The 25,381-nt window shown below is 64.6% G+C and carries 24 protein-coding genes and 1 pseudogene; 16 read left to right on the top strand and 9 right to left on the bottom strand.

Annotated features, from left to right (window positions below; translation table 11 throughout):
- Nucleotides 1-21 precede the first annotated feature (21 nt).
- Entirely contained in the window at nt 22-810 is a 789-nt protein-coding gene (fabI, locus tag ECTOBSL9_RS00950; RefSeq protein WP_063463491.1) for an enoyl-ACP reductase FabI, read from the bottom strand.
- Nucleotides 811-959: 149 nt separating this feature from the next.
- On the opposite strand from fabI, the pseudogene ECTOBSL9_RS00945 reads away from it, so the two are divergent.
- The 4 genes and pseudogenes from ECTOBSL9_RS00945 to ECTOBSL9_RS00930 all read left to right on the top strand — a co-directional run bounded on the left by ECTOBSL9_RS00945 (nt 960) and on the right by ECTOBSL9_RS00930 (nt 7,064).
- Nucleotides 960-2,833 (top strand): annotated as a pseudogene (locus tag ECTOBSL9_RS00945) (peptide-binding protein).
- A gap of 4 nt (nt 2,834-2,837) precedes the next feature.
- Nucleotides 2,838-4,220 carry an ABC transporter permease gene (locus tag ECTOBSL9_RS00940; protein WP_063463490.1) on the top strand — a complete coding sequence of 461 codons (1,383 nt, stop codon included), beginning with the start codon at nt 2,838-2,840 and terminating at the stop codon, nt 4,218-4,220.
- The gene (locus tag ECTOBSL9_RS00935) at nt 4,213-5,406 is read left to right on the top strand and encodes an ABC transporter permease (RefSeq protein ID WP_063463489.1); all 1,194 of its coding nucleotides are present in this window, start codon (nt 4,213-4,215) and stop codon (nt 5,404-5,406) included. The genes ECTOBSL9_RS00940 and ECTOBSL9_RS00935 overlap by 8 nt, the downstream gene beginning before the upstream one ends.
- A gap of 2 nt (nt 5,407-5,408) precedes the next feature.
- Nucleotides 5,409-7,064: an ABC transporter ATP-binding protein gene (locus tag ECTOBSL9_RS00930; protein WP_063463488.1), complete on the top strand. Its 1,656-nt coding sequence runs from the start codon at nt 5,409-5,411 to the stop codon at nt 7,062-7,064.
- On the opposite strand, the gene ECTOBSL9_RS00925 is transcribed toward ECTOBSL9_RS00930, so the two are convergent.
- The 4 genes from ECTOBSL9_RS00925 to ECTOBSL9_RS00910 all read right to left on the bottom strand — a co-directional run bounded on the left by ECTOBSL9_RS00925 (nt 7,054) and on the right by ECTOBSL9_RS00910 (nt 10,914).
- Nucleotides 7,054-7,767, bottom strand: a complete 714-nt coding sequence (locus ECTOBSL9_RS00925) for an FHA domain-containing protein (RefSeq protein ID WP_063463487.1) — start codon at nt 7,765-7,767, stop codon at nt 7,054-7,056. The genes ECTOBSL9_RS00930 and ECTOBSL9_RS00925 overlap by 11 nt on opposite strands.
- A gap of 15 nt (nt 7,768-7,782) precedes the next feature.
- The gene (locus ECTOBSL9_RS00920; protein WP_063465930.1) at nt 7,783-8,505 is read right to left on the bottom strand and encodes an FHA domain-containing protein; all 723 of its coding nucleotides are present in this window, start codon (nt 8,503-8,505) and stop codon (nt 7,783-7,785) included.
- 10 nt (nt 8,506-8,515) lie between these two features.
- The gene (locus tag ECTOBSL9_RS00915) at nt 8,516-9,331 is read right to left on the bottom strand and encodes a Stp1/IreP family PP2C-type Ser/Thr phosphatase (RefSeq protein WP_063463486.1); all 816 of its coding nucleotides are present in this window, start codon (nt 9,329-9,331) and stop codon (nt 8,516-8,518) included.
- Between the two features lie 140 nt (nt 9,332-9,471).
- Nucleotides 9,472-10,914 carry a LysM peptidoglycan-binding domain-containing protein gene (locus ECTOBSL9_RS00910; protein ID WP_063463485.1) on the bottom strand — a complete coding sequence of 481 codons (1,443 nt, stop codon included), beginning with the start codon at nt 10,912-10,914 and terminating at the stop codon, nt 9,472-9,474.
- Nucleotides 10,915-10,995: 81 nt separating this feature from the next.
- Here ECTOBSL9_RS00910 and ECTOBSL9_RS00905 point away from each other — a divergent pair, with 81 nt between their 5' ends.
- The 3 genes from ECTOBSL9_RS00905 to dnaQ are packed head-to-tail and all read left to right on the top strand — an operon-like array spanning nt 10,996 to nt 12,967.
- Complete coding sequence (locus ECTOBSL9_RS00905) at nt 10,996-11,754, top strand: class I SAM-dependent methyltransferase (protein WP_063463484.1); 759 nt, start codon at nt 10,996-10,998, stop codon at nt 11,752-11,754.
- The gene (gene rnhA / locus ECTOBSL9_RS00900; protein ID WP_063463483.1) at nt 11,747-12,202 is read left to right on the top strand and encodes a ribonuclease HI; all 456 of its coding nucleotides are present in this window, start codon (nt 11,747-11,749) and stop codon (nt 12,200-12,202) included. The genes ECTOBSL9_RS00905 and rnhA overlap by 8 nt, the downstream gene beginning before the upstream one ends.
- Before the next feature lie 51 nt (nt 12,203-12,253).
- Nucleotides 12,254-12,967 (top strand): DNA polymerase III subunit epsilon, encoded by a 714-nt coding sequence (gene dnaQ, locus ECTOBSL9_RS00895; protein ID WP_063463482.1) that lies wholly within the window; start codon nt 12,254-12,256, stop codon nt 12,965-12,967.
- A gap of 4 nt (nt 12,968-12,971) precedes the next feature.
- Here the strand turns inward: dnaQ and smpB are convergent, their stop codons facing one another.
- The gene (gene smpB, locus ECTOBSL9_RS00890; protein ID WP_063463481.1) at nt 12,972-13,448 is read right to left on the bottom strand and encodes an SsrA-binding protein SmpB; all 477 of its coding nucleotides are present in this window, start codon (nt 13,446-13,448) and stop codon (nt 12,972-12,974) included.
- A 96-nt stretch (nt 13,449-13,544) separates the two neighbouring features.
- On the opposite strand from smpB, the gene ECTOBSL9_RS00885 reads away from it, so the two are divergent.
- Genes ECTOBSL9_RS00885 through ECTOBSL9_RS00875 form a run of 3 tightly spaced genes read left to right on the top strand, consistent with a single transcriptional unit; the run spans nt 13,545 to nt 15,669 of the window.
- A complete protein-coding gene (locus tag ECTOBSL9_RS00885; protein WP_063463480.1) occupies nt 13,545-14,936 on the top strand; it encodes a sodium-dependent transporter in 1,392 nt (463 codons plus the stop codon).
- Between the two features lie 15 nt (nt 14,937-14,951).
- Nucleotides 14,952-15,389: a type II toxin-antitoxin system RatA family toxin gene (locus ECTOBSL9_RS00880; RefSeq protein ID WP_063463479.1), complete on the top strand. Its 438-nt coding sequence runs from the start codon at nt 14,952-14,954 to the stop codon at nt 15,387-15,389.
- Nucleotides 15,379-15,669: an RnfH family protein gene (locus tag ECTOBSL9_RS00875; protein ID WP_240481020.1), complete on the top strand. Its 291-nt coding sequence runs from the start codon at nt 15,379-15,381 to the stop codon at nt 15,667-15,669. Before ECTOBSL9_RS00880 ends, ECTOBSL9_RS00875 begins: the two co-directional genes overlap by 11 nt.
- A 15-nt stretch (nt 15,670-15,684) precedes the next feature.
- Here the strand turns inward: ECTOBSL9_RS00875 and ECTOBSL9_RS00870 are convergent, their stop codons facing one another.
- Nucleotides 15,685-16,014, bottom strand: coding sequence for an outer membrane protein assembly factor BamE (locus ECTOBSL9_RS00870; RefSeq protein WP_063463477.1), 330 nt, complete (start codon nt 16,012-16,014; stop codon nt 15,685-15,687).
- A 109-nt stretch (nt 16,015-16,123) separates the two neighbouring features.
- On the opposite strand from ECTOBSL9_RS00870, the gene fur reads away from it, so the two are divergent.
- Nucleotides 16,124-16,567 carry a ferric iron uptake transcriptional regulator gene (gene fur / locus ECTOBSL9_RS00865; RefSeq protein ID WP_063463476.1) on the top strand — a complete coding sequence of 148 codons (444 nt, stop codon included), beginning with the start codon at nt 16,124-16,126 and terminating at the stop codon, nt 16,565-16,567.
- Between the two features lie 6 nt (nt 16,568-16,573).
- Here fur and recN read toward each other — a convergent pair whose 3' ends face one another.
- A complete protein-coding gene (recN, locus tag ECTOBSL9_RS00860) occupies nt 16,574-18,262 on the bottom strand; it encodes a DNA repair protein RecN (protein ID WP_063463475.1) in 1,689 nt (562 codons plus the stop codon).
- A 66-nt stretch (nt 18,263-18,328) separates the two neighbouring features.
- The gene (locus tag ECTOBSL9_RS00855) at nt 18,329-19,210 is read right to left on the bottom strand and encodes an NAD(+) kinase (protein ID WP_063463474.1); all 882 of its coding nucleotides are present in this window, start codon (nt 19,208-19,210) and stop codon (nt 18,329-18,331) included.
- A 149-nt stretch (nt 19,211-19,359) separates the two neighbouring features.
- On the opposite strand from ECTOBSL9_RS00855, the gene hrcA reads away from it, so the two are divergent.
- The 5 genes from hrcA to dapB all read left to right on the top strand — a co-directional run bounded on the left by hrcA (nt 19,360) and on the right by dapB (nt 25,297).
- On the top strand, nt 19,360-20,418 hold the full coding sequence (gene hrcA / locus ECTOBSL9_RS00850) for a heat-inducible transcriptional repressor HrcA (protein ID WP_063463473.1): 1,059 nt from the start codon (nt 19,360-19,362) through the stop codon (nt 20,416-20,418).
- A gap of 146 nt (nt 20,419-20,564) precedes the next feature.
- Complete coding sequence (gene grpE, locus ECTOBSL9_RS00845) at nt 20,565-21,155, top strand: nucleotide exchange factor GrpE (protein ID WP_063463472.1); 591 nt, start codon at nt 20,565-20,567, stop codon at nt 21,153-21,155.
- A 112-nt stretch (nt 21,156-21,267) separates the two neighbouring features.
- Nucleotides 21,268-23,214: a molecular chaperone DnaK gene (gene dnaK / locus ECTOBSL9_RS00840; protein WP_063463471.1), complete on the top strand. Its 1,947-nt coding sequence runs from the start codon at nt 21,268-21,270 to the stop codon at nt 23,212-23,214.
- A 128-nt stretch (nt 23,215-23,342) separates the two neighbouring features.
- A complete protein-coding gene (gene dnaJ / locus ECTOBSL9_RS00835) occupies nt 23,343-24,491 on the top strand; it encodes a molecular chaperone DnaJ (protein ID WP_063463470.1) in 1,149 nt (382 codons plus the stop codon).
- The gene (gene dapB / locus ECTOBSL9_RS00830) at nt 24,488-25,297 is read left to right on the top strand and encodes a 4-hydroxy-tetrahydrodipicolinate reductase (protein ID WP_063463469.1); all 810 of its coding nucleotides are present in this window, start codon (nt 24,488-24,490) and stop codon (nt 25,295-25,297) included. The genes dnaJ and dapB overlap by 4 nt, the downstream gene beginning before the upstream one ends.
- The last annotated feature ends 84 nt before the right edge of the window (nt 25,298-25,381 follow it).

Below are 25,381 nucleotides of genomic sequence, written 5' to 3'. Positions count from 1 at the left end.
GGGGGGAGCACACTAAGCCCTTCAGACCTCCGCCGGCCCCAGCCCCAGGGTGCTGTAGCCGGAATCCACGTAGGTGATCTCACCCGTGATGCCCGATGCCAGGTCCGAGCACAGGAAGGCGGCGGCATTGCCCACCTGTTCGATGGTCACGTTGCGCCGCAACGGGGCATTGTTCTCCACGTGATCCAGAATCTTGCGGAAGTCGCCGATACCGGCGGCGGCCAGGGTGCGGATGGGGCCGGCGGAGATGCCGTTCACGCGCACGCCCTCCGGGCCCATGGTATAAGCCAGGAAACGCACGTTGGCCTCCAGGCTGGCCTTGGCCAGGCCCATGAGGTTGTAGTTGGGCATGGAACGCACGGCGCCCAGGTAGGACAGGGTGAGGATGGCGGCATCGCGGCCCTTCATCATGGGGCGGGCCGCCTTGGCCAGGGCCGCCAGGCTGTAGCTGCTGATGTCATGGGCGGTGTTGAAGGCCTCCCGGGACATGCCATCCAGGAAATCACCCTCCAGGGCCTCCTTGGGGGCGAAGGCGATCGCATGTACCAGACCCTCCAGCCCATCCCAGTGCTGACCCAGTTGCTCGAAAACCGCGTTGATCTGTTCGTCGCTGGACACATCGCAGGGCAGCACGATGCTGGAACCGCATTCCCCGGCGAGCTTGACCACCCGATCCTTCAGGCGATCGCCCTGGTAGGTGAAGGCCAGTTCCGCGCCTTCACGCGCCATGGCCTTGGCAATGCCGTAAGCGATGGAGCGGTTGCTGGCCACGCCCGTGATGAGCACCCGCTTGCCGGTCATGAAACCCATGCTGTGATCTCCTGTCTGTCTGTTTCAGTGGTATCAAGATGATTCGGCGGACATGATACTACTAACGGTGCGGGACGCGCGCCCCACCCCTTGTCACGCCCTCGCCGAACCCGGAGACTTGGCCTTCAAGCCGTCATGGATCTGTTCCCATGGAAAAACGCTACACCTCTAAAGACTTCGTGATGCTGGGCCTGCTGCTGGGTCTGGGGCTGCTGCTGATCCTGCTCATGTATCAGGTGGATCGCCAGTGGTCCCGCATGGCGGAGATGCAGCGCACCCTGCAGGAGCAGGGGGATGATCTGCGCCGTATCCGCGGGGCGGTGCAGGGGCTCGATGCGCGCCTGCGGGCAGGCGTGGCCACACCTGGGGCAGGGCACGAACCCGCGGATCCCGATGGCGTGCCCGAGGCCTTTGCCCGGGCCTTTGAGGCCAGCCAGCAGCCGGATTTTGCCGCTGGCGACTGGCTGGTGCGCGCCTTCCCCACGGGTCTGTCCACCCTGACGCCGCTGGTGTCCAGCGACGCCTATGCCAGTGAGGTGCAAAGCTACGTGCTCGAATCCCTGCTGGTGCGTGACCCGGACACCCTGGAATGGCAGGGCCTGCTGGCCCGGGACTGGGACTTCAGCGACGACGGGCTCACCATCACCTTCCGGCTGCGCGAGGGCCTGGAGTTCTCCGATGGCGAACCCCTCACCGCCGATGATGTGGTCTTCACCTACGAGTTCATCATGAACGAGGACATCGCTGCCCCCGGGCCCGGGCCTATCTGGAAAAGCTGGAGAAGGTGGAGGCCCTGGGGGAGCATGAGGTGGCGTTCACCTTCTCCGAGCCCTATTTCAACAGCCTCTCCCTGGCCGGCACCATGCAGGTGATGCCGCAGCATTTCTATGAGCCCTACCTGGAGCAACCGCGTCGCTTCAATGAGTCCCGGGGGTTGTTGCTGGGCTCGGGCCCCTATCGTCTGAGCGATCCCAAGGGCTGGACGCCGGATGCCGGGATGGTGGAACTGCAGCGCAATCCGCGGTACTGGGGGCCGGTGGACCCGCCTTTCAACCGTCTGCTGTGGCGGGTGATCGAGAACGACAGTGCCCGGCTGACCACCTTCCGCAACCAGGACATCGACCTCTATACGGCCAGGCCCCGGGAGTACCGGCAGTTGCTGGACGATGAGAGACTTCAGGCCCGCACCCAGCACTTCGAGTACATGAGCCCCACCGGGGGCTACAGCTATATCGGCTGGAACCAGAAGCGCAACGACGAGCCCACGCGCTTCGCGGACCGGCGCGTGCGCCAGGCCATGACCCATCTCACCGATATGGAGCGGGTGATCGACGAGATCATGCTGGGCTATGCGGAGGTGGCCATCAGTCCCTTCAATCCGCGCAGTCCCCAGCACGACAGCAGCCTTGAACCCTACGAGTTCAGTGTGGACAAGGCCCGCGCGCTGCTTGAAGAGGCGGGTTTCGAGGACCGCAACGGCGACGGTATCCTTCAGGGCCCCGATGGCAAGCGCTTTGAGTTCGACATGGTGTTCTTCCAGGACAACGAGGACACCCGGCGCATGGTGCTGTTCCTGCGGGACCTGTATGCCCGGGCGGGGATCCTCATGCGCCCCCGGCCCACCGAGTGGTCGGTGATGCTGGATCTGCTCAACCGCAAGGATTTCGATGCCATCACCCTGGGCTGGACCAGTGGTGTGGAGATCGATGTTTACCAGATGTTCCACTCCAGCCAGACGGTCTCGGGCGGGGACAACTTCATCAGCTATGAAAACCCGGAGCTGGATGCCCTGATCGAAAAGGCCCGGGGTACGGTAGACGAGGATGAGCGCATGGCCATCTGGCATGAGGTGCAGCGGGTACTGCACGAGGATCAGCCCTACACCTTCCTGATGCGCCGCCAGACCCTGGCCTTCGTGGACGAGCGCCTGGCAAACCTCAAACGCACCCGCCTGGGGCTGAACCTGGGCACGGTGCCGCTGGAGGTCTACGTGCCCATCGAACAACAACGTCACGCCCGCTGATCCCGTGCTCACGTATATCCTTCGGCGCCTGTTGTTGATGATCCCGACCCTGGTCGGGATCACCATCGTCGTGTTCGTGGTCATGGCGGCAGCCCCCGGGGGCATCAGTGCCCAGTCCCTGGTGGATGGCATGAACCTGGAGCCCCAGGCCAAGCAGGCCATGGAGGACTACTACAACCGCATGTACGGCCTGGATCAGCCGCCGCCGGTGCAGTATCTGCGCTGGGTGAACAACATCTCGCCGGCCGGGTTCACCTTCGACCGGGATGGGGCCATCGAGGGTTTTTCATTCTGGAAGGGTTCTGAACTGGGCACCAGTTTCCGCTACGGGAGGCCGGTGGGGGACCTGATTGCGGAACGCCTGCCCATCACGCTGCTGCTGAATGTGTTGTCGATTCCCATTATCTACATCATTGCCATCGCCGTGGGGGTGCAGGCCGCCACCCGGCGCGGGGGCAGCTTCGATACCGGCTCGGGCGTGGTGTTGCTGGGCCTGTGGTCCGTACCCACCATGCTGGCCGGGGTGCTCCTGATCGGCTTCTTCGCCTCGGAGCAGTTCTGGCGCTGGTTCCCCACCGGGGGCATCAATCGTCGCGAGGCCCTGGACATGACCTTCCTGCCCCACTGGGGCACGGCCACGGATCTGCTGATGCTGTTCCTGCTGGCGGGTCTGGGGGCCGCACTGATGGTCTGGCTGGCCCTGCGCGCGGCGCAGCGCTGGCGGGTGCTGGTGGGCAGTACCACCGGCGCCGCGCTGGGTTTCCTGATGGCTGCTCAGGTGTCGGACCAGGCCTTTGGTCTGCTGCATCTGCTGCTGATGGTCACCGTGGGGGGCAGTCTGGCCCTGGCGGCGGGCAATGCCTTCGTGGCCCTGCGCGTGGGCCTGCTGGGACTGGTGGGCATGGCCATCGGTATCGCCCTGGCGGCGGGGCTGGCCCAGGGGGAGTTCGTGCGCGGTTTTCTGTTTGATCGTCTTTGGCACCTGATTCTGCCGGTGCTCTGCCTGGCCTATGGGGGCTTTGCCTTCCTGGCCAAGCTGACCCGTTCGGCGGTGCTGGAGAACCTGCTCTCGGACTATGCACGTACTGCCCGGGCCAAGGGTGTGAGCGAGCGGGATGTGCTCTGGCGGCATGTGTTCCGCAACTCCTTGCTGCCCCTGATCACCGTCTCGGCCACCCTGTTGCCCAGCCTGCTGGCCGGTTCGGTGATCGTGGAGACCATCTTCTCCATCGATGGCATGGGCAAGCTGGCCGTGGAGGCGGTGCAGACCCGCGATCGGGAACTGGTGCTGTCGGTCACCCTGATCAGCGGCATGCTCACCCTGGCCGGCTACCTGATTGCCGATCTGTGTTACGCCATTGCCGATCCTCGGGTGAGTTATGACTGAATCGAGCCAGGAAGCGCTTGCCCCACCGCGCCAGCGCCGCAGCTACGCCGCCCAGGTGGCCCGTGAGGTGCTGCTGCGATGGGGCGCCCGCATCGGGCTCACCTGGATCCTGATCCTGGTGATGGTGGCGGTGTTCGCCCCCTTCCTGGCCACCAGCCATCCGCTGCTGGCCAGGGGGGAGGGCGGGCTGATGGCGCCGGTGCTGGAACATCTCACCGCCGCTGACGTGACCCTGCTGGTGGTGTTCTTCACGGGGGTGCTGGTGACCTTCCTGCGCCGACCCTTCTGGCACAAACTGCTGGCGGTGCTGGCCATGCTGGTGATCAGCGGCAGCATCAGTGCCTTCACCGTCTCACCGCCGGAACTGGTGATCTACGAGCAGCATCGCGAGGCCGAGGCCGCGGGTCAGTACGACTGGGTGATGTGGGCGCCGGTGCCGTATTCCCCCAAGGACTATCTGCGCGACTTTGGCGATACGGGCCTGGAATCCCCCCTGGCGGATGAGTTGCGCCGCCACTGGCTGGGTACCGAGGAAAACGGTGCCGATGTGCTTTCACGCATGATCCATGCCTCGCGCATCGCCCTGGGCATCGGTTTCATCGCCACCGGCATCGCCCTGGGCATCGGCATCATCGTGGGCGGGCTGATGGGGTATTTTTCGGGCATCGTCGACATCATCGGCATGCGCATCGTGGAGATCTTCGAGGCCATCCCCACCCTGTTCCTGCTGCTCACCTTCGTGGCCTTCTTCGGGCGCAGCCTCTACATGATGATGATCATCATCGGCATTACCTCCTGGTCGGGGTATGCCCGTTACGTGCGAGCCGAGTTTCTCAAGCTGCGCGAGCAGGACTATGTGCAGGCCGCGGTGGCCTGCGGGTTGCCGCTGCGCTCGGTGCTGTTCCGGCACATGCTGCCCAATGGCGTGGCGCCGATCCTGGTGGCCGCCAGCTTCGGGGTGGCCTCGGCCATCCTGGCGGAGGCCACCCTGAGCTTTCTGGGGCTGGGGCTGGTGGATGATCCCTCCTGGGGGCAGATGCTCAACCAGGCGGTGCAATCCTCCTCTTTCAACTGGTGGATGGCCGCCTTCCCCGGCGGGGCCATCTTCCTGACGGTGTTCGCCTACAACCTGGTGGGCGAGTCCCTGCGTGATGCCCTGGACCCCTACCTGAAGAAGAAGGCCTGACCGTGCTGCTGGAAGTCAAGGATCTGCAGACCCATCTCCAGGCCGGCGGCGAGACCGTGCGTGCCGTGGATGGGGTGAGTTTTGGTATTGAGCCGGGGGAGACCTTCTGCCTGGTGGGGGAGTCGGGCAGCGGCAAGTCGGTGACCGCCCTGTCGGTGATCCAGCTCCTGCCCCAGGACATCAGCCGTCATCCGGGCGGCCAGATCCTGTTCCGGGCCCGGGATGCCCAGGGCCGCAGCCAGGTGGTGGACATGCTGCAACTGGATGAGGCCCGGCGCCGACAGATCCGCGGCATGCGCATGAGCATGATCTTCCAGGAGCCCATGACCTCCCTGAACCCGGTGTTCTCCGTGGGCGACCAGATCACCGAAGTGCTCAAGCTGCACCAGCCGCACCTCGGTGATGCCGAGGCCCGGGAGCGGGCCGTGGAGGCCCTGGCCCAGGTGCAGATCCCCAATCCCGCCGAGCGGGCGGACGAGTTCCCCCACCGTCTGTCGGGTGGGCAACGCCAGCGGGTGATGATCGCCATGGCCATGGCCTGCGAGCCGGACCTGCTGATCGCCGACGAGCCCACCACCGCCCTGGATGTGACTGTGCAGGCGGAGATCCTGCGGCTCATGCGGGAGCTGCAGGAGCGCAATGGCATGTCCATCCTGTTCATCACCCACGATTTTGGGGTGGTGGCGAAGATGGGGCATCGCCTGGGGGTGATGCGTCTGGGCAAGCTGGTGGAGGAGGGTACGGTGCGCCAGGTGCTGGACCGCCCGGAGCACCCCTACACCCGTCAACTCATCGACGCCCTGCCGGAGAATCTCACCCGGCGCCGGGAGGCGGCCGGCAAGGCGGTTGATGCGGCCCCCGCCGGAGACACCCTGGTTCGCCTGGATGATCTGCAGATCCATTTCCCGGTGCGCAAGGGGCTGATGCGCCGGGTGGTGGACCACGTGCGGGCCGTGGATGGGGTGAGCCTGGAGATCCCCCGTGGACAGGTGCTGGCGCTGGTGGGGGAGTCCGGTTGCGGCAAGACCACCCTGGGTCGGGCCATCCTCCGCCTGGTGGAGCCCACCGGCGGATTCATCCACTTTGGCGGCGACGACATCACCCGGTTGCCCCGGAGCCGCATGCAGCCTTACCGGCGGCGCATGCAGATCATCTTCCAAGACCCCATGTCGTCCCTGAATCCGCGTCTTACCGTGGCGGCCACGCTCATCGAGCCCATGGCGGTGCACGGGATCGGTATCGATAAGGAGGATCGTCTGGAGCGGGCGGCGCAGGTGCTGGAGCAGGTGCAACTGCCCGCCGACACCCTGTGGCGTTATCCCCATGAATTCTCCGGCGGGCAGCGTCAGCGCATCGGCATCGCCCGGGCCCTGGTGCTGGATCCGGCCTTCATCGTCTGTGACGAGGTGACCAGTGCCCTGGATGTGTCGGTGCAGGCACAGATCCTGGAGATCCTCATGGCCCTCACCCGGGAGAGGGGCCTCACCCTGTTGTTCATCACCCATAACATTGGCGTGGTGGAGTATCTGGCCGACACCATGGCGGTGATGTACCAGGGGCGGGTGGTGGAATACGGGCCAGCGCGGCAGGTGTGCCGTCAGCCGCAGCACGAATACACCCGCAAGCTCCTGGCAGCCGTGCCCCGGATCAGTCCATGACCACGACCATGCGCACCCCGGCCACATCCAGCACATCGCAGTCATGCAGGGCGCGGCTGTCCCCCTCGGTCAGGGGCTCCTCGTTCACCTGGGGTGGATCCAGTTCCGAAAACAGGTTCGTCAGGGTGGTGGCCTGGCCCGGTTCTCCCAGGGCAATGACCACCACCTGACGGCCCGGCTCGCCCAGGGCGTTCAGGGGGGAGAGCAGATCCAGGTGACGCCCCTGATTGCGGCCGCTGCCGATGTGCAGGCGGGCGTGGGGTCGCGGGGCTTGCGGGTCCGGTGCGGCGCGCGCGTTCACTTGTGTCTGCATGTCCTGAATGCGGCGGGCCACCTCGTCGCAGACCGGCCCCGGCGGCATGCCGGGTGTGGCGACGCGTAGCATATCCACGGGGGGTGGCTCAGGGACCGACTGCGATTCCAGTTGCAGTCGCAGGCGCCAATTGCCGATGAGGATGAAGTCCCCATCCTTGAGGCCCTTCTCCTGGATGCGTTCGCGATTGACGTAGGTGCCGTTGGTGCTGTCCAGGTCCTGCAGGATCACCTCGTCCCGATACAGCCGCAGGCGGGCGTGGTGACCGCTGACAGAGCGGTCCTGCAGGCGGATGAGGTTGTCGGGCTTGCGGCCGATGGTGGTCGTCCCCTCTGAGAGGGGGAACTCCCCTTGGGGCTGGCGGTTCTTGTAGGCCAGGAGGCGTGCCATGGTGGGTGATTCCGGTCAGTGATGCTGGCTCAGCGTGGACCGGTCGATGAATTCCATGCTCACGCCGGCGATTTCGATCACGTCCTGGTGTTGTAGTGCCCGGGCCTGGGTGCCCAGGTCCTCACCGTTCAGGCGAGGGGGGTTGGGGTGGCTGCCACCCTCCACGCGGCTGATGTGAAAGGTATCGCCCCGACGACTGATGGCGGCCACCTGTACTCCTGGGCTGCCGATGGTGGTCAGCGCCTTGGTCAGCGGCCATTCCCGCCCGGCCTGGGCGCCAGTGAGCACCTGCAGACAGGCGCCATGGGTGAGGGGCATGTGTCCAGCTGCCCGTGTTGCGGCAGCACTCGTCCCGTCTGAGGGATGCTTGCCGGTGCGGGTACTGATGATCAGCGTCTCCTCGGGCGGATCGGAGTCCTGATCCTCTGTCATGTCCTCCGGCGGGATGCGGGTGAACAGCAACTCGTGGCTGCCGATGGCGATTCTGTCACCTTCGAGCAGGACCCGCTTGCGTATGGGCTGATCGTTCACCAGGGTGCCGTTGGTGCTGTGCAGGTCTTCCAGGATGATGTCGTTGAGCAGGGGGATCAGCTGGGCGTGGTAGCCGCTGACCGCCAGGTTGTCCAGGCGGATGTCGTTGTCAGGGCGGCGGCCGATGGTGATGGGCTTGCTACCCAGGGCCACTGTGCCTCTAAGGGCTTCACCGGTGTTGATGATCAATCGGGGAAGTGACTTCATGGCCATGAGTTTACCGCCTCAGACCCAGGAGTCGATGATACCAGCGACCCCGCGGGTGCGAGGCCAGCGAGGTGCGCCCGATCAGGACCGAGATATTGTCCCGGCCACCCGACTCGTTCGCGTGTCGTACCAGCTCCCGGGAGGCCTCTTGCGGGTCTGCCTGATGACGGCCGAGAATGTCCTCGATACTGGCATCCTCCAGCATGTCATTGAGGCCATCGGAACACAGCAGGTAGATGTCACCGGGCATGACCAGCTCCTCGCGAATGTCCACCGCCACGGTGGAGTCGATCCCCAGGGCACGAGTGACCAGATTGCGGTTCAATGATGTCCGTGCCTGGTCAGCGCTGCAAAGGCCCCGGTCCACCAGTTCCTGAATGAGGGTGTGATCCACGGTGAGCTGTTCCAGCTGGCCGTTGCGAAAACGATAGATCCGGGAGTCCCCCACGTGGGCGAGAATGATGCGACCGGGACGCAACAGGGCCACGGCCAGGGTGGTTCCCATACCGGCGTTGCCCACGTTACCTGAGGCGGCCTCATGAATCGCCCGGTTGGCCTGGATGACGGCCTCGCGCACCTGCAGGCTGATTTCCTCAGTGCTCCCCCCCTGGCCGCGCCCGGTGCGGGTCAGGTTCTGGCGTAATTCGGCCATGATGGTGTCCACGGCGATGCGGCTGGCCACATCCCCCCCGGAATGCCCCCCCATGCCATCGGCAAGCACCATGAGGCCCAGTTCCGCGTCCTCGCCGATGGCGTCCTCATTTCTTGCCCGTGTGCGTCCCGGGTCAGTACATCCGGCAATCTGCAGCGTTTCTTTCAGGGTCATCCGGGCTGTCGCCGCCTGCGCGCGGTGAGGTGGTCAAGGAACTCTCAGGATAGCCCCGCCCGTTTCCCGATGCCATCACAGAATGGTGCGAAAGGTGGTAATCGGTGGGGTGATCGGCCACCCGGTGCCGATGTTCGGCCTCAGGCAGAGACCGCCTCACCGCCGGTGCGAATGATCAGTGTCTGGCCCGGGCGCAGGATGTCGGAGGTGGACAGTTCGTTCCAGCGCACCAGGTCCCGGACAGTCACGCCATGATGGCGGGCCACATGCCAGAGGGTGTCGCCGGGTTTGACTGTGTATTCCACCTGGCGGGTGGGCCGGTTGTCCTGGTCCGGGCCGGCGGCGACCTGCCGGCTGGTGCCCGGGGAGGGGATCAGCAGGTGGTCGCCGGCACGGATGGTGGTCCCTTGGAGGTTATTGACCTCCTTGAGCGTGCCCACGGTCACGTCATACCGAGCGGCGATGCGGCCCAGGTTTTCACCCGAGCGGATGCGATGACGCTGCCAGGTCACGCGCTCGCCATCGTCCAGCTGGCTCAGGCCATCGTGAAAGTCGGTCACGCGGTCCGCTGGCAACAGCAGGTGATGCGGGCCGTTGGGCGCCGTTGCCCAGCGCTTGAATCCGGGGTTGAGCGTTCGCAGGGTTTCCTTGTCCACCCCGGCCAGTTCGGCGGCCACCGCCAGTTCAATCTGCCCCTTGGTATCCACCACCTGCACGCGGCGTTCATCGGGTACCGGGGTCAGACCTACCTGATAACCCTGGGGATCGCGCACGATGGCCTGCAGGGCCAGCAGGCGAGGGACGTAGTGCTGTGTCTCCCGGGGGAGGTCCAGATGCCAGTAGTCGGTGGGTTTGCCGCGGCGCTCGTTGCGTTGAATGGCGCGGCTCACCGTGCCCTGGCCAGCGTTATAGGCGGCCAGGGCCAGTAGCCAGTCACCTTCAAAACGTTCATTGAGTTGGGTGAGGTAGTCCAGGGCCGCCTGGGTGGAGGCGTGGATGTCCCGACGACCGTCGTACCACCAGTTGCTCTCCAGGCCGAAGTGGCGGCCGGTGGAGGGGATGAACTGCCAGATGCCCGCCGCCTGACTGGGGGATTGGGCCATGGGAAGGTAGGCGCTTTCGACGATGGGCAGCAGCAGCAACTCGGTGGGCAGCCCCCGGGCCTCGATCTCTTCCAGGATGTAATAAAGAAAGGGCGTGGCACGAGCGGTGACCTGCTCCAGATATTGGGAATATTCCTGGTGCCACTCGATATACTGTAACACCCGGTCTTCGTCGCTGGCATCGGGCATGCTCATGCCCCGGCGAACCCGGGTCCACAGGTCATCGTCGACTTCCATCCCGGTGACCGAATGCTCGCTGATGGCCCGTGCTGCCTCGCTCCTCAGGTGCTCGGCCTCGGCGCCAGCGGAAGAGGTCTGCAGCATGGGCTGGACCGGCGCATCAGTGGCCCGGCCCTCATGGGCGGCCCTCTCCTCGGGGCGATCCGGAGTCTCCCGATCGGGCAGGCCGGCACAGCCTGCGAGCAGGATGCAGGTGCCAGCGGCGACCCCCCAATGACCGAGCGTTTTCTTCTTTATCATAGGCGCGCTAGGATAGCGGGGCCGGGGCACCCCCTCAACCCTGACTGGCCACTCTTCACGAAAGTCTCTATCCTCCGCCCTATGTCGCCCTCCCATGCTCCCATCGTCGATCGCCAGGATGCCCTGCGCCGCTGGTATTCGACGCCCCCCGGGCGAGCGCTCCTGGCGGCGGTGCAGGTTCACCTGGATCGTTTCCTGCCGGAGTTGTTCGGCTTCCATGCCCTGCAGTTGGGGCAGGTGACCCTGGGTGAGGATCTGCTGGCCAGCAGCCGCATCAATCACCGCTTTTGTATGGAATGCCGACCGGGTGAGGGCCATGTGGCGGCCCTGCCGGAGGCCTGGCCGATGCTGGCCGACTCCCTGGACCTGGTGCTGCTGATGCACACCCTGGAGCTGAGCGAGGACCCGCACCAGGTGATGCGGGAAGTGGAGCGCACCCTGCTGCCGGAGGGGAATGTGATCATCGTTGGCTTCAACCCCCTGAGTGCGATGGGGTTATGGGAGATGTTGCCCGGGCGCCGTGGTAGCACACCCTGGGCCCAGCCCTGTTACAGCACCGGCCGCGCGCGGGAATGGCTGTCCCTGCTGGGCTTTGAGGTGCTCGCCCGGGCCTACGCGGGTTTTACGCCGCCCGCTGGCGGGAAGGGGCTGCGGGAGCGGCTGGGCATCGTCCAGGGGTTGGGGGGGCGCAATCTGCCTTACCTGGGAGGGGCCTACGTGATTCTGGCCCGCAAGCGGGTGTCCACCATGACCCCCATGCGTCCCCGCTGGCGCGCCATGCGGGGAATGGTCCCCGGTGGAATGGCAAAACCCTTGTGCAGGAGACGTGATCGTGAGTGAAGTGGTGGAGATCTATACCGATGGCGCCTGTCGTGGTAACCCGGGCCCTGGCGGCTGGGGCGCGGTGCTGCGCTTCAAGGGGAATGAAAAGCACCTCAAGGGGTCGGAGGCGCTGACCACCAACAACCGCATGGAACTGATGGCTGCCATCCAGGCCCTGGAGACCCTCAAGCGCCCCTGCCAGGTGGCCCTGACCACCGATTCACAATATGTGAAGAACGGCGTCAATCAGTGGATGCCCAACTGGAAGAAGCGCCAGTGGCGCACGGCGGCGGGCCAGCCCGTGAAGAACCAGGATCTGTGGCAGCGCCTGGATGCCGCTGCGGCGCTTCATCAGGTGAGCTGGCATTGGGTGCGCGGTCATACCGGTCACCCCGAAAACGAGCTGGCCGATACCCTGGCCAACCAGGCCATCGACGAGATGAAGGCGGGTGCCCTGGCCGAGTGAGCCGGGCCCGCAAGCACGCGGCATCGCCGTTCAAGCCCCATCGAGAGAACCATGCAGACCGATACCCCCGCACGTCAGATCATCCTCGACACCGAAACCACCGGTCTGGAGCCGGCGCAGGGGCATCGCATCATCGAGATCGGTTGTGTGGAGATGGTCAAGCGTCGGCTGACCCGTCGACACTATCACCAGTATCTGCAGCCTGACCGGGAAGTGGATGCCGGTGCCGAGGAGGTCCACGGCATCAGCAATGCCTTTCTGGCGGACAAACCCCGCTTTGCCGATGTGGTGGAAGACTTCCTCGAATTCATCCGCGGCGCCGAGCTGATCATCCACAACGCCCCTTTCGACGTGGGATTCATCAATCACGAGCTCAAGCTGCTGGGGGCAGACCGGGGGTGCGTGGAGGACTATTGCACGGTCACCGACTCCCTGGTGATGGCCAGGAAGATGCACCCGGGCCAGCGCAACAGCCTGGATGCCCTGTGCAAGCGTTACCAGATCGATAACTCCGGTCGTGAACTCCACGGGGCCCTGCTGGATGCCCGTATCCTGGCCGATGTCTACCTGGCCATGACCGGCGGGCAGAAGACCCTGTCCCTGGGGGGTGACGCGGAAGGGGAGGGGGCAACCGGGCCGGCCGAGGTGGCCATCCGCCGCCTGTCCGCTGATCGACCCCGGCTCGCGGTGCCCCGGGCCAGCGAGCAGGAACTCGAAGCCCACCACCGCGTACTGGAAAAGCTGGGGGTGGAGGAGCGTTGGTGAGCGCTCAACCGCTCTTGAGTACCCGCGCCTTCTCCCGCTGCCAGTCCCGTTCCTTCTCCACGGCCCGCTTGTCATGGGCCTTCTTGCCCTTGGCCAGGCCGATCTCCAGCTTGGCCCGGCCCCGTTTCCAGTACAGGGCCAGCGGCACCACGGTGTAGCCGCGCCGCTCCACCAGGCCGATGAGCTTGCTCAGTTCGGCGCCGTGCAATAGCAGCTTGCGGGTGCGGGACGGGTCCGGGTTGATGTGGGTGGAGGCCGTGGACAGCGGGCTGATGTGGGCCCCGAACAGCCAGGCCTCACCCCGCTTGATGAGCACATAGCTCTCGCTCAGCTGCGCCCGCCCGGCGCGCATGCTCTTGACCTCCCAGCCCTCAAGCACCAGGCCCGCCTCCAGGCGGTCCTCGATGAAATAGTCGTGTCTGGCCTTCTTGTTCAGGGCGATGGTACTGCCGCCCCCCTGGTTTTTTTGTTTCTTGCTCATGGCGGCGATTATAAACGAGGGGCGGCTCGTCGGGGTGAGACGTTGAGGCCTGAGCGGAATTTCATCAAAATGACCGGCAAATCCGGAGGATCCACAATGAGAAGAGAAACCTCGATACACGGGCAGTGGTCGTCCAAGCTGATTTTCGTGCTGGCGGCCACGGGCTCGGCGGTAGGGCTGGGGAACATCTGGCGGTTTCCTTATATCGCCGGTGAGAACGGGGGAGGCGCCTTCGTGCTCATTTATCTGGCCTGCATCCTGGCCATCGGTCTGCCCATCATGATGGCCGAGATCAGCCTGGGGCGGCGGGGGCGCCAAAGCCCCATCAACACCATGGCCACCCTGTCCAGGGAAGAGGGTCTGAGTCGTATGTGGGGCATGGTGGGCTGGGTAGGCGTGGCAGCCGGCTTCATGATCCTGTCCTTCTACAGTGTGGTCGCCGGGTGGTCGCTGTCCTATGTGTTTCGCGCTGCGGGCGGGGCCTTCTCCGGCCTGGACGCAGCGGGGGTCGAGGCCCTGTTCAACGGCCTGGTGTCCGATCCGGAGCGGCTGCTGGCCTGGCATACCCTGTTCATGATCATGAACGTGCTGGTGGTGGCGCGGGGGGTGCGCTCCGGCCTTGAACAGGCGGTGAAATTCCTCATGCCGGCCCTGTTCGTGTTGCTGCTGGTGATGGTGGGTTATGCCTACAGCCTGGGGCATTTCGCGGAAGGGCTGCGCTTCCTGTTCAAGCCCGACTTCAGTCAGGTGACCGGGGATACCATCCTGCTGGCCATGGGGCAGTCCTTCTTCACCCTGAGCCTGGGCATGGGGGCCATCATGATCTACGGCTCCTACCTGAGCTCCCGGGCCTCCATCGCCCGGACCTCGGCTGCGGTGGTGTCGGCGGATACCGCCGTGGCCCTGCTGGCCGGTATGGCGATCTTCCCCATCGTCTTCGCCAGTGGCCTGGCCGCCGACGCGGGCCCGGGTCTGATCTTCATGACCCTGCCCCTGGCCTTTGCGGAGATGCCCTTCGGCCTGTTCTTCGGCACCCTGTTCTTCGTGCTGCTGGTGATGGCTGCCTGGACCTCGTCCATCTCCCTGATGGAGCCGGCGGTGGCCTGGCTGTCGGAAAACCGGGATATTGATCGCCCGGTGGCGGCGGTGATCGTCGGGGCCATCGCCTGGCTGCTGGGGATTGGTACGGTGCTGTCCTTCAACCTGTGGTCCGCCGGCTTCGGCTTCCATGTTTCCTGGGGCGGGGAGGTGATCTACATTGGCGGCACGGTATTCGACATCCTGGAGTACCTCACCATGAACATCCTGCTGCCCCTGGGCGGACTGCTGATCGCCCTGTTCGTGGGCTGGCGCATGACCCGGCGCTCGGTGGAGGATGAACTGGGCATTGGCTCCCGGCTGATTTTTGGGGCGTGGTACTATGTTCTGCGCTTCGCGGCGCCCATCGGCATCCTGCTGGTGTTCCTCAAAGCCATCAATATCATCTAGTGCCAGAGGAGTCTCATGCCTTCCATCAGTCGTCAGGCCATCGTGCCGTACACGCCCCAGGAAATGTTCGATCTGGTGAACGACGTCAAGGCGTATCCGGGCTTTCTGCCCGGGTGCCGCTCCTCGGCTGTGCTCTCGGCCGATGAAGACGAGATCAAGGCCTCCATTGAACTGGCCAAGGGGGCGGTGCGCAAATCGTTCACCACGCGCAATCGTCTGCAGCGCAACAAGATGATTGAAATGCGTCTGGTGGACGGTCCTTTCCGTCACCTGGAGGGTTTCTGGCGGTTCGATGCCCTGAACGAGAATGCCACCCGGGTGTCCCTGGACCTGGAGTTCGAGTTCTCCAACCGCATCATGAGCACGGTGATTGGGCCCGTGTTCCACCAGGTGGCCAACAGTCTGGTGGATTCCTTCGTGAAACGCGCCCGGGTGGTCTATGGTGCCCGCTGACAAGCCATCGGGGTTGCGAGTGGAAGTGGCCTACGCCCGGCCCGAGAAGCAGGTGGTGCTGGAGGTGTCCCTGCCGGAAGGGGGCACCGTGGAACAGGCGATTCAGGAATCGGGGATCCTGGATCAGTGCCCCGAGATCGACCTGGCCAGCAACAAGGTGGGTGTGTATGGCAAGCTGGCCAAGCTCAACGCCCCTTTGCGTGATCGGGACCGGGTGGAAATCTACCGGCCGCTGATCGCCGACCCCAAGGCAGTGCGCAAGCAGCGGGCCGCCCAGTAGCGGCCCGCTACCGGATCACTGATACTTCCCTGTATCGCTGATCCGGCTCACCTGCCCCTGCTCGAAGAAAACGGTCAGGCGCCGGCGCTCCACGGGGCCATCGCCGGGCTTGAGGTAATAGACGTAATCCCAGCGCCGGTCCCCCTGGAAGGGATCCTTGAGTACGGGCTCGCCCAGCAGAAAACGCACCTGGCGGGGTGTCATGCCCTCCTGGAGCTGTTCCACCTGATCTTCATTGAGGGCGTTGCCCTGTTGCACGTCCGGTTTGAAAACCGAAAACAGCCCGCCGCTGCAACCCTGCAGCAGGCCGGCGATAAGGATAGAATAGAGAATCAGTCTTGCCATGATTGCTTCCAGTAAGCCGTGAATTGCAAGATGGGTCCTGTCCCGAACACCACACAGCGCGGAATTCTACACCAAGCCAGGGTGTAGCCCCGCATGGAGAATCCCTCCGATGGAAACCCAAGACCTCAAAAAGGCCGGACTCAAGGTGACGTTGCCCAGGGTCAAGATTCTGCAGATCCTGGAAAAGGAGGAGGATCACCACATGAGCGCGGAGGCCATCTACCGGGAGTTGCTGGAGGCCGGGGAGGAGATCGGTCTGGCCACCGTCTACCGGGTATTGACCCAGTTTGAGGCCGCCGGCCTGGTGAGCCGCCATCACTTTGAAGGCAACCAGGCGGTATTCGAGCTCGAGCGCGGGCGGCATCACGATCACATCGTATGCGTTAAATGCGGACGAGTGGATGAGTTCGTGGATCCCTTGATCGAGGAGCGACAGCAGGCCATTGCCGACCGTCTGGGCTACGCCATCAAGGATCATGCCCTGATCATCTACGGTCAGTGCAGCCAGAACCCGTGCCCCTGTGACAAGAAAGACGAGGAAGAAAACGGGTAGGGCGCATCAGGGGTTGGATGAGTCCTTCGCCGGCCCCACCCGGTTCACCATTTCCGCAGCATGGGCGAGGGTCTGGTCGGTGATCTCGACCCCCCCCAGCATGCGGGCCAGTTCCCTTACGCGGTGATCGTCCACCAGAGGCTGGATGCTCGTGGCGGTGTGATCCCGGCCCTTGTGCTTGCTCACCTGCAGGTGGTGGTGGGCCTGGGCGGCCACCTGGGGCAGGTGGGTGACGCACAGCACCTGACGGTGTTCCCCCAGGGTGCGTAATTGCCGGCCCACCACCTCGGCCACAGCGCCACCGATGCCGGTGTCCACTTCGTCGAAGATCAGCGTGGCCGTGGGCAGTGCGCGGGCGGCGATCATCTGGATGGCCAGGCTGATGCGGGACAGTTCTCCCCCGGAGGCCACCCGGGCCAGGGGCTGAACCGGCTGGCCGGGATTGGCGCTGACCTGGAAGCTGATCTGATCGGTGCCATGGGCGGTGGGCTGGACCTCGGGCTGTGTCTCCACATGGCACTCGAAACACCCACCTTCCATCCCGAGGCCCTGCATGGCCTCCGTGACCGCGCGAGAAAGCCGGTCGGCGGCCTTGCGCCGGGATTGGTGAAGGGCCTGAGCCGCCTTGTGGCAGTCTGCCAGGGCACCCTCCACTGCCTGCTGCAGCTCGTCCAGATTGCCCATGCCTTCTTCCAGGTCGGTCAACTCGGCCTGCATTTGTTCCAGCACCTGTGGCAGTGCCTGCGGCTCCACCCGATGCTTGCGGGCCAGGTCCTGAATGGCGGCCATGCGTGACTCCACGAACTCCAGGCGGGCCGGGTCCATCTCCAGGCCATCGGCATAGCGTCGCAGCCAGCCTGCCGCCTCGCGGATCTGTATGTGGGCGGTGGCCAGCAGTTCCCGGGGCTCGTCCAGGCGTGCATCCAGGGCCTGCCCTTGCTCCAGCTCGCTGGCAAAGTGCCCGATCAGGGACTCGGCGCTGCCATCGCGCTCGTACAGGTCCTGGTAGGCGGATTCCGCCAGTTCCATGAGTTTGCCGGCATGGGCCAGCCGACCATGTTCCTCCTCCAGTTGTGGCCATTCCTCCGGGCCCAGTTCCAGTGTCTGGAGTTCATCCACCTGAAATCGCAGCAGGTCCCGGCGGGCATCCCGGGTCTGACTGTCCTCGCTCAGTTCCGCCAGGCGCCGGGCCAGCTTTTGCCACTGGCCGTGAGCCTGGCGCATGGCCGAAAGCCGCTTGGGGTGGTCTGCGTATTCATCCAGAATGCGACGTTGCACCTCCTTGCGCAGCAGCGATTGGTGGGCGTGCTGGCCGTGGATATCCACCAGCATTTCCCCCAGGGTCTTGAGGGATTGCAGGGTGGCCGGGCTGCCGTTGATCCAGGCCCGGCTCTTGCCGTCGCGGTTGACCACCCGACGCAGCAGGCATTCGCTGCTGTCCAGACCCTGTTCCTCCAGCCAGGCAGAGGCCGCAGCCTCGTTGCCGATCTCGATCTGCACGCTCACCTCGGCGCGCGGTGCCCCGTGGCGCACCGTGCTGCTGTCGGCCCGGTCTCCCAGGACAAGGCCCAGGGCGTCCACCAGGATGGATTTGCCAGCGCCGGTCTCCCCGGTGAGGGCGGTCATGCCATCAGTCAGATCCAGCGAGAGTTCATCGACGATGGCGAAGTCACGGATATGGATATGAGTGAGCATGGCCTCGGGTGTCCGCTGTCAGATTCGCTCTATTGTAATCACATACAGTATCCCTGCGCACCCGGCTCAGGGTTGCTCACCCCAGCCCAGCTTTACCCGGAGGATCTGCAGATAGTCGTAACCGGTGGGGTGGATCAGGTGAAGTTTGCGGGGCTTGCTCTCGATGATGACGCGGTCCAGAGGCTCCATGTCGATGGTGTCCTGACCATCCAGGGCGGCCTGGGCCCGGGTGCGACTGTGCTCGTTGACGGCGATCTCGATGCGGGCGCCAGCCGGTACCACCAGGGGGCGATTACTCAGGCCATGGGGACAGATGGGCACCAGTACCACGGCCTCCAGGCAGGGGGAGAGGATGGGGCCGCCCCCGGACAGGGCATAGGCGGTGGAGCCGGTGGGGGTGGCCACCACCATGCCATCGGCCCGCTGGGTGTTCACGAAGCGGCCGTCGATCCAGGTGTCGAATTCAATCATGCGCACCACGTCGCGGATATGCATCACCACGTCATTGAGGGCGTCTCCCTCTGCCACCACCTGGTCGCCACGCATGACGCGGGCGGTGAGCATCTGGCGGTCATCCTCCACATAGAGCCCCGAGAGGATCTCGTCCAGGCGACCCAGCATCTCGTGGGGAGAGACATCCACCAGAAAACCCAGGCGCCCGGCATTGATGCCCAGTAGTGGCACACCGGCGTCCACCAGGGTGCGAGCGGCCGCCAGGAAGGTGCCGTCGCCTCCGGCAATGATGGCCAGGTCGGCACGGGCAGCGATCTCTTCACGGGAGGCGTGCTCGCAGCCGTCTGTGTCGCTCAGCCAGGGCAGTGCGCTGCTGTCGAGCAGAATGTGTCGCTGATGGTGCCGAAGGTGCGACACCAGGGCTTCCAGGATGTCGGCGAGGGGCTGGTCGCCGGTCTTGGCGATGATGCCAATGGTTTGAAAGTGCTGGTTCATGGCTGGATTATGGTGGAAATCCGCTCGGGAGTGTATGGGTCCGATCATGGCCCGGTCGCTGCGTGGGGCGAGGGGGTTTCTTGACAGTCGGGGGCGCAGGAGTAACATGCGGCCTTGGCACTCTACCCTGATGAGTGCCAAGGTGGCCCATGAAGACGACCCACACTAGCAACACGCAGCCTCTCAATGATCGCGCCCGCCGGCTGTTGCGGGCGTTGGTGGAGAGTTATGTCCGCGAGGGTCAGCCAGTGGGGTCGCGCACCCTGGCGCGCACCGCGGGCCTGGATCTGAGCCCCGCCTCGATCCGCAACGTCATGTCGGATCTGGAGGAGATGGGGCTGGTCAGTTCGCCCCACACCTCGGCCGGTCGGGTGCCCACGGCCCAGGGATATCGTCTGTTCGTGGATTCGCTGCTGGAGATCAAGCCCCTGGACAGCCAGGAAGTACGCACCCTCAAGGAGCGGCTGAACCCGGAGCTGGACACCAAGTCGCTGGTGGAGTCGGCGTCCGATCTGCTTTCGGCAGTCACGCAGATGGCGGGCATGGTGCGGGTGCCGCGGCGGGATCATGCTGCCTTGGTGCAGATCGAATTTCTCAAGTTATCAGGGCGCCAGGTGCTGGCGATCCTGGTGATGAACAAGAACGAGGTGCAAAACCGCATTCTGCAACTGGACCGGGAATATTCCCACAGCGAGTTGCAGCAGATGGCCAACTATCTCAATGAGCACCTGGCGGGGCTGGACCTGCGTCAGGCCCGTGAGCAGGTGCTGCGGGAGATGAAGGCGGTGCGCGAGCACATGAACACGATGATGCTGGCCGCCATCCAGCTGGGTGAGCAGGCCTTCAGCGATGAAGGGCAGGACGATCAGGTGGTGTTCACGGGGCAGATCCACCTGCTGGACTATGCGGAGCTGTCCAGCGTGGAGAAACTGCGCAGCCTGTTCGAGGCCTTTACCGAAAAGCGGGACCTGCTCACCCTGCTCGATACCTGCATCAGCGCCCAGGGGGTGCAGATCTTTATTGGTCAGGAATCGGGCCACAAGGTGCTGGATGACTGCAGCGTGGTGACGGCGCCTTACAACGTGGGCGGCCAGGTGGTGGGTGTGCTGGGAGTGATCGGGCCCACCCGCATGGCCTACGAGCGCATCATCCCGGTGGTGGACATCACCGCCAAGCTGTTGGGCGCGGCCTTGAATTCCCGAAATTGAATCCCACATAGGGGGCAGGAGAGGGCCTCGGGCCTGGCGGCGGTGGCCGACCGGCGTTCCGTGGCTTTGTCATGTCGAGAACAAGGGCCCCGCGCCCCGGAGCGGGGGGCCAGGAACCAGTCACGTAATAGCCGAGCGGAGTTGTCATGGCGAACGACGAACACAAAGATGATGCGCAGGCCGCAGAGGATACCGAGGCCCCGCAGGAACAGCAGGCGGAATTCAATCCGGCCACGCTGCTCAAGCAACTGGAAGAGGCTCAGGGTGAGGCCCGGGAATACTGGGACAAGCTGGTGCGCAGTCAGGCGGAGCTGGAGAACCTGCGCAAGCGCATGAAGCGCGACGTGGAGCAGGCCCACAAGTACGCCCTGGAGAAGTTTGCCGGCGAATTGCTGCCGGTGCGCGACAGCCTGGAGATGGGGCTGGACGCGGCCCAGGGCGAGGCGGATGTGAACAAGATCCGCGAAGGCACCGAATTGACCCTGAAGATGCTGGTTCAGGCCATGGCCAAGCAGGGTATCGAGGAAGTGGATCCCGAAGGGGAGCGCTTCGATCCGGAGCGGCACCAGGCCATGTCCATGCAGGAAAACGCCGAACTGGAACCCAATACGGTCATGACGGTGATGCAGAAGGGCTATGTCCTCAATGACCGCTTGCTGCGCCCCGCCATGGTGATCGTCAGCCGGGCCCCGGCCGCGGAGCCGCCCGCGTCGCAGGATCCGGGCGCCGGGCAATGAAGCCATCGCGCAATGACACCGTCAGGGGTTGAAAAGCCCGGGAGTGCCCCCACGTACGGGGTAGTCCTCACGAATACAGTCTTGAAAAACATTTGAAATCTGGAGAATCACCATGGGTAAGACAATCGGTATCGACCTGGGAACCACCAATTCCTGCGTCGCCTTGATGGAAGGTGGCAAGGCCAAGGTCATTGAAAACGCGGAAGGTGGGCGCACCACGCCCTCCATCGTGGCCTTCGCCGAGGACGGCGAAGTCCTGGTGGGGCAATCTGCCAAGCGCCAGGCGGTGACCAACCCGACCAACACCCTGTTTGCGGTCAAGCGTCTGATCGGGCGGCGTTTCGAGGAGCCCGAGGTGCAAAAGGACATCAACATGGTGCCCTACAAGATCATCAAGGCGGACAATAATGACGCCTGGGTGGAGGTCCGTGGCAAGAAGATGGCACCGCCGGAGATCTCCGCACGCGTGCTGCAGAAGATGAAGAAGACCGCCGAGGACTATCTGGGCGAGTCGGTCACCGAGGCCGTGATCACGGTGCCGGCCTACTTTAACGATTCCCAGCGCCAGGCCACCAAGGATGCCGGCAAGATTGCCGGTCTTGAGGTCAAGCGCATCATCAACGAGCCCACCGCGGCCGCCCTGGCCTATGGGCTGGACAAGAGCCGTGGCGACAGCAAGGTGGCCGTGTACGACCTGGGTGGCGGTACCTTCGATGTGTCCATCATCGAGATTGCCGAGGTGGACGGCGAGCATCAGTTCGAGGTGCTGGCCACCAACGGTGACACCTTCCTGGGTGGCGAGGACTTCGACACCCGTCTGATCGAGTATCTGGCCTCCGAGTTCAAGAAGGAGCAGGGCATCGATCTCAAGGGTGATCCGCTGGCCATGCAGCGTCTCAAGGAGGCAGCTGAAAAGGCCAAGATCGAACTCTCCTCCAGTCAGCAGACCGATGTGAACCTGCCCTACATCACGGCCGACAACACCGGCCCCAAGCACCTGAACATCAAGGTGTCCCGGGCCAAGCTGGAGTCGCTGGTGGAAGAGCTCATCAAGCGCACCATTGAGCCCTGCAAGGTGGCCCTGAAGGATGCTGGTCTGTCGGTGTCTGAGGTGGACGATGTGATCCTGGTGGGTGGTCAGACCCGCATGCCCAAGGTGCAGGAGGCGGTGAAGGACTTCTTCGGCAAGGAACCGCGTCGTGACGTGAACCCGGACGAGGCCGTGGCCGTGGGCGCCGCCATCCAGGGCGGCGTGCTGGGTGGCGACGTCAAGGACGTGCTGCTGCTGGACGTGACCCCGCTGTCCCTGGGTATCGAGACCCTGGGTGGCGTGATGACCAAGCTCATCGAGAAGAACACCACCATCCCCACCAAGGCGAATCAGGTGTTCTCCACGGCCGAGGACAATCAGACGGCGGTGACCGTGCATGTGCTGCAGGGTGAGCGTGAGCAGGCCGCGGCCAACAAGTCCCTGGGCCGCTTTGACCTGACGGACATCCCGCCTGCGCCGCGCGGTGTGCCGCAGGTGGAGGTGACCTTCGACATCGACGCCAATGGCATCCTGAACGTGTCCGCCAAGGACAAGGCCACCGGTCGCGAGCAGTCCATCATCATCAAGGCCTCCTCTGGTCTGAGCGAGGACGAGATCGACAAGATGGTCAGGGACGCCGAGGCCCACGCCGAGGAAGACAAGCGCTTCCATGAACTGGTGGGTGTGCGCAACCAGGCGGATAACCTGATTCACTCGGTGGAGAAGACCCTCAAGGACATGGGCGATCAGGTGGAAGCCGACGAGAAGAGCAGCATCGAGTCGGCCCTCAACGATCTGCGTGAGGCCATGAAGGGTGATAGCAAGGAAGACATCGAGGCCAAGACGCAGAAGTTGACCGAGGTCTCCGGTAAACTGGCCGAGCGCATGTATGCTCAGCAGGCTGGCCAGGGGGGCGCCGAGGGCGCAACCGCAGGTGCCGGTGAGCAGCCCGGCGGCCAGGGCCAGCAGTCTGCCCAGGATGATGTGGTGGACGCCGAGTTCGAGGAAGTGGACGACAAGAAGAAGTAAACCCGCGCGCGGGGCCGTCACTGGACGGCCCCGTGTCAGGCAATCAGGGTCCGCTGGCCGTCTTTGTCCCCCCTGGGGGAGGGAGGTGGCCTGCGGGCTTTACCGTTTCTGAGTGACCCACGGTAATCATGGCAAAACGCGACTATTACGAAGTCCTGGGGGTGGCGAAGAACGCCAGCGAGGACGCGCTCAAGAAGGCCTTCCGGCGGATGGCCATGAAATATCACCCGGACCGCAATCCTGGCGATAAGCAGGCGGAGGACCGCTTCAAGGAGGCCCGGGAGGCCTATGAAGTGCTCTCCGATGCCCGCAAGCGGGCCGCCTATGACCAGTTCGGTCATGCCGGCGTGGAAGGGGCCCGTGGTGGCGGCGGCCCTGGGGCCGGTGGGGGCAACTTCAGCGACATCTTCGAGGATATCTTTGGCGATATTTTCGGGACCAGCGCCCGGGGTGGTGGCGGCAATGGCGCCTTCCGCGGGTCTGATCTCCAGTACAACCTGGAGATGACCCTGGAGGAGGCGGTGTTCGGCACGGACGTGAAGATCCGCGTGCCCACCCTGTCCACCTGCAAGGCCTGTAACGGCAGTGGCGCCGCGCCCGGCACCACGCCCGAGACCTGCGACACCTGCGGCGGCATGGGCCGCGTGCGCATGCAGCAGGGCTTTTTCTCGGTGCAGCAGACCTGTCCCCGTTGCCGGGGCACCGGCAAGATCATTCCCAAACCCTGTGGTACCTGCCGTGGCCAGGGTCGCGTGGAGGAGCGTCGTACGCTGACGGTGACCGTGCCGCCCGGCGTGGACAGCGGCGACCGCATCCGCCTTTCGGGTGAAGGCGAGGCCGGCGTCAATGGTGGCCCGTCCGGGGACCTGTACGTGCAGGTGCACGTGAAGCCCCACCAGATCTTTACCCGCAAGGGCAGCGACCTCTACTGTGAGGTGCCCATCAGCTTTGCCACTGCCACCCTGGGTGGCGAACTGGAGATCCCCACCCTCAAGGGGCGGGTGGCCCTGAAGGTTCCGGCCGAAACCCAGACCGGGCGGTTGTTCCGCTTGCGTGGCAAGGGGGTGCGTTCGGTGCATGGCGGTGCCGAGGGCGACATGATCTGCAGCGTGAAACTGGAAACCCCCATCAACCTCACCAAGGAGCAGAAGGAGTTGCTGCAGCAGTTCGAGGCCAGCATGAAGGCCGGCGGGGAGCGTCACAGCCCTCAGCATGAGGGTTGGCTCGATGGTGTGAAGGGCTTTTTTGAAGACCTGAAATTCTGGAGAAAATCATGACGCCAGCGCGTATCGCCATTGTCGGTGCCGGCGGTCGCATGGGCCGCACCCTGATCGAGGCCATTGGCCAGGCTCCGGGTCTGGCGTTGACCGTGGCCACGGAGCAGCCCGGCAGCAGCCTCCTGGGCAGCGATGCCGGTGAGCTGGCGGGGCAGGGGCGCCTGGGAGTGGCCCTGGAGTCGGATCTGGCCGCACTGACCGACCGCTTCGACCTGCTGATCGACTTCACGCGACCGGAGGGGACTCTGGACCACCTGGAGATCTGCCGCCAGGCGGGGCGGGGGATCATCATCGGCACCACCGGCTTCACCGATGAGCAGAAGGCGCGGATCAGCGAGGCGGCCAGGGAGATCCCCGTGGTCTTCGCACCCAACATGAGTGTGGGCGTCAACCTGTGCCTGCAATTGCTGGACATGGCCGCCCGGGTGCTGGGTGACGAGGTGGACGTGGAAGTGATCGAGGCCCATCACCGTCACAAGGTGGATGCCCCCTCCGGCACGGCCCTGCGCATGGGGGAGGTGGTGGCCTCGGCCCTGGGGCGCGATCTCAAGGACTGCGCCGTCTACGGCCGTGAAGGTGTGACCGGGGAGCGGGATCGCAAGACCATTGGCTTTGAGACCATTCGTGCCGGGGATATTGTGGGTGAGCACACGGTGATGTTTGCGGGTCTGGGCGAGCGGGTGGAGATCACCCACAAGGCCTCCAGCCGCATGACCTTCGCCAAGGGGGCCGCCCGCGCCGCCACCTGGCTGGCGGGCCGCCCCGCCGGGCTCTACGACATGCAGGACGTGCTGGGTCTGCGCTGATGTCAGGCCCCGGCGGCCGGGGGTGGCATTGGACACCCCCGGGCCCGATCCGCTACTATTTGACCCATCCTTACGTTGTTGTCT

The sequence above is a fragment of the Ectothiorhodospira sp. BSL-9 genome, from assembly GCF_001632845.1.
In the GTDB taxonomy this organism is placed as follows: Bacteria; Pseudomonadota; Gammaproteobacteria; order Ectothiorhodospirales; family Ectothiorhodospiraceae; genus Ectothiorhodospira.
This window is presented reverse-complemented; position numbering and strand designations above follow the sequence as displayed.

Bases quoted from the DNA above. Each gene is read 5' to 3' on its own strand.
- fabI (WP_063463491.1), bottom strand. From the start codon at position 810: ATGGGTTTCATGACCGGCAAGCGGGTGCTCATCACGGGCGTGGCCAGC.
- ECTOBSL9_RS00935 (WP_063463489.1), top strand. From the start codon at position 4,213: ATGACTGAATCGAGCCAGGAAGCGCTTGCCCCACCGCGCCAGCGCCGC.
- ECTOBSL9_RS00925 (WP_063463487.1), bottom strand. From the start codon at position 7,767: ATGGCACGCCTCCTGGCCTACAAGAACCGCCAGCCCCAAGGGGAGTTC.
- ECTOBSL9_RS00920 (WP_063465930.1), bottom strand. From the start codon at position 8,505: ATGAAGTCACTTCCCCGATTGATCATCAACACCGGTGAAGCCCTTAGA.
- ECTOBSL9_RS00915 (WP_063463486.1), bottom strand. From the start codon at position 9,331: ATGACCCTGAAAGAAACGCTGCAGATTGCCGGATGTACTGACCCGGGA.
- ECTOBSL9_RS00910 (WP_063463485.1), bottom strand. From the start codon at position 10,914: ATGATAAAGAAGAAAACGCTCGGTCATTGGGGGGTCGCCGCTGGCACC.
- ECTOBSL9_RS00905 (WP_063463484.1), top strand. From the start codon at position 10,996: ATGTCGCCCTCCCATGCTCCCATCGTCGATCGCCAGGATGCCCTGCGC.
- dnaQ (WP_063463482.1), top strand. From the start codon at position 12,254: ATGCAGACCGATACCCCCGCACGTCAGATCATCCTCGACACCGAAACC.
- smpB (WP_063463481.1), bottom strand. From the start codon at position 13,448: ATGAGCAAGAAACAAAAAAACCAGGGGGGCGGCAGTACCATCGCCCTG.
- ECTOBSL9_RS00885 (WP_063463480.1), top strand. From the start codon at position 13,545: ATGAGAAGAGAAACCTCGATACACGGGCAGTGGTCGTCCAAGCTGATT.
- ECTOBSL9_RS00880 (WP_063463479.1), top strand. From the start codon at position 14,952: ATGCCTTCCATCAGTCGTCAGGCCATCGTGCCGTACACGCCCCAGGAA.
- ECTOBSL9_RS00870 (WP_063463477.1), bottom strand. From the start codon at position 16,014: ATGGCAAGACTGATTCTCTATTCTATCCTTATCGCCGGCCTGCTGCAG.
- fur (WP_063463476.1), top strand. From the start codon at position 16,124: ATGGAAACCCAAGACCTCAAAAAGGCCGGACTCAAGGTGACGTTGCCC.
- recN (WP_063463475.1), bottom strand. From the start codon at position 18,262: ATGCTCACTCATATCCATATCCGTGACTTCGCCATCGTCGATGAACTC.
- ECTOBSL9_RS00855 (WP_063463474.1), bottom strand. From the start codon at position 19,210: ATGAACCAGCACTTTCAAACCATTGGCATCATCGCCAAGACCGGCGAC.
- hrcA (WP_063463473.1), top strand. From the start codon at position 19,360: ATGAAGACGACCCACACTAGCAACACGCAGCCTCTCAATGATCGCGCC.
- grpE (WP_063463472.1), top strand. From the start codon at position 20,565: ATGGCGAACGACGAACACAAAGATGATGCGCAGGCCGCAGAGGATACC.
- dnaK (WP_063463471.1), top strand. From the start codon at position 21,268: ATGGGTAAGACAATCGGTATCGACCTGGGAACCACCAATTCCTGCGTC.
- dnaJ (WP_063463470.1), top strand. From the start codon at position 23,343: ATGGCAAAACGCGACTATTACGAAGTCCTGGGGGTGGCGAAGAACGCC.
- dapB (WP_063463469.1), top strand. From the start codon at position 24,488: ATGACGCCAGCGCGTATCGCCATTGTCGGTGCCGGCGGTCGCATGGGC.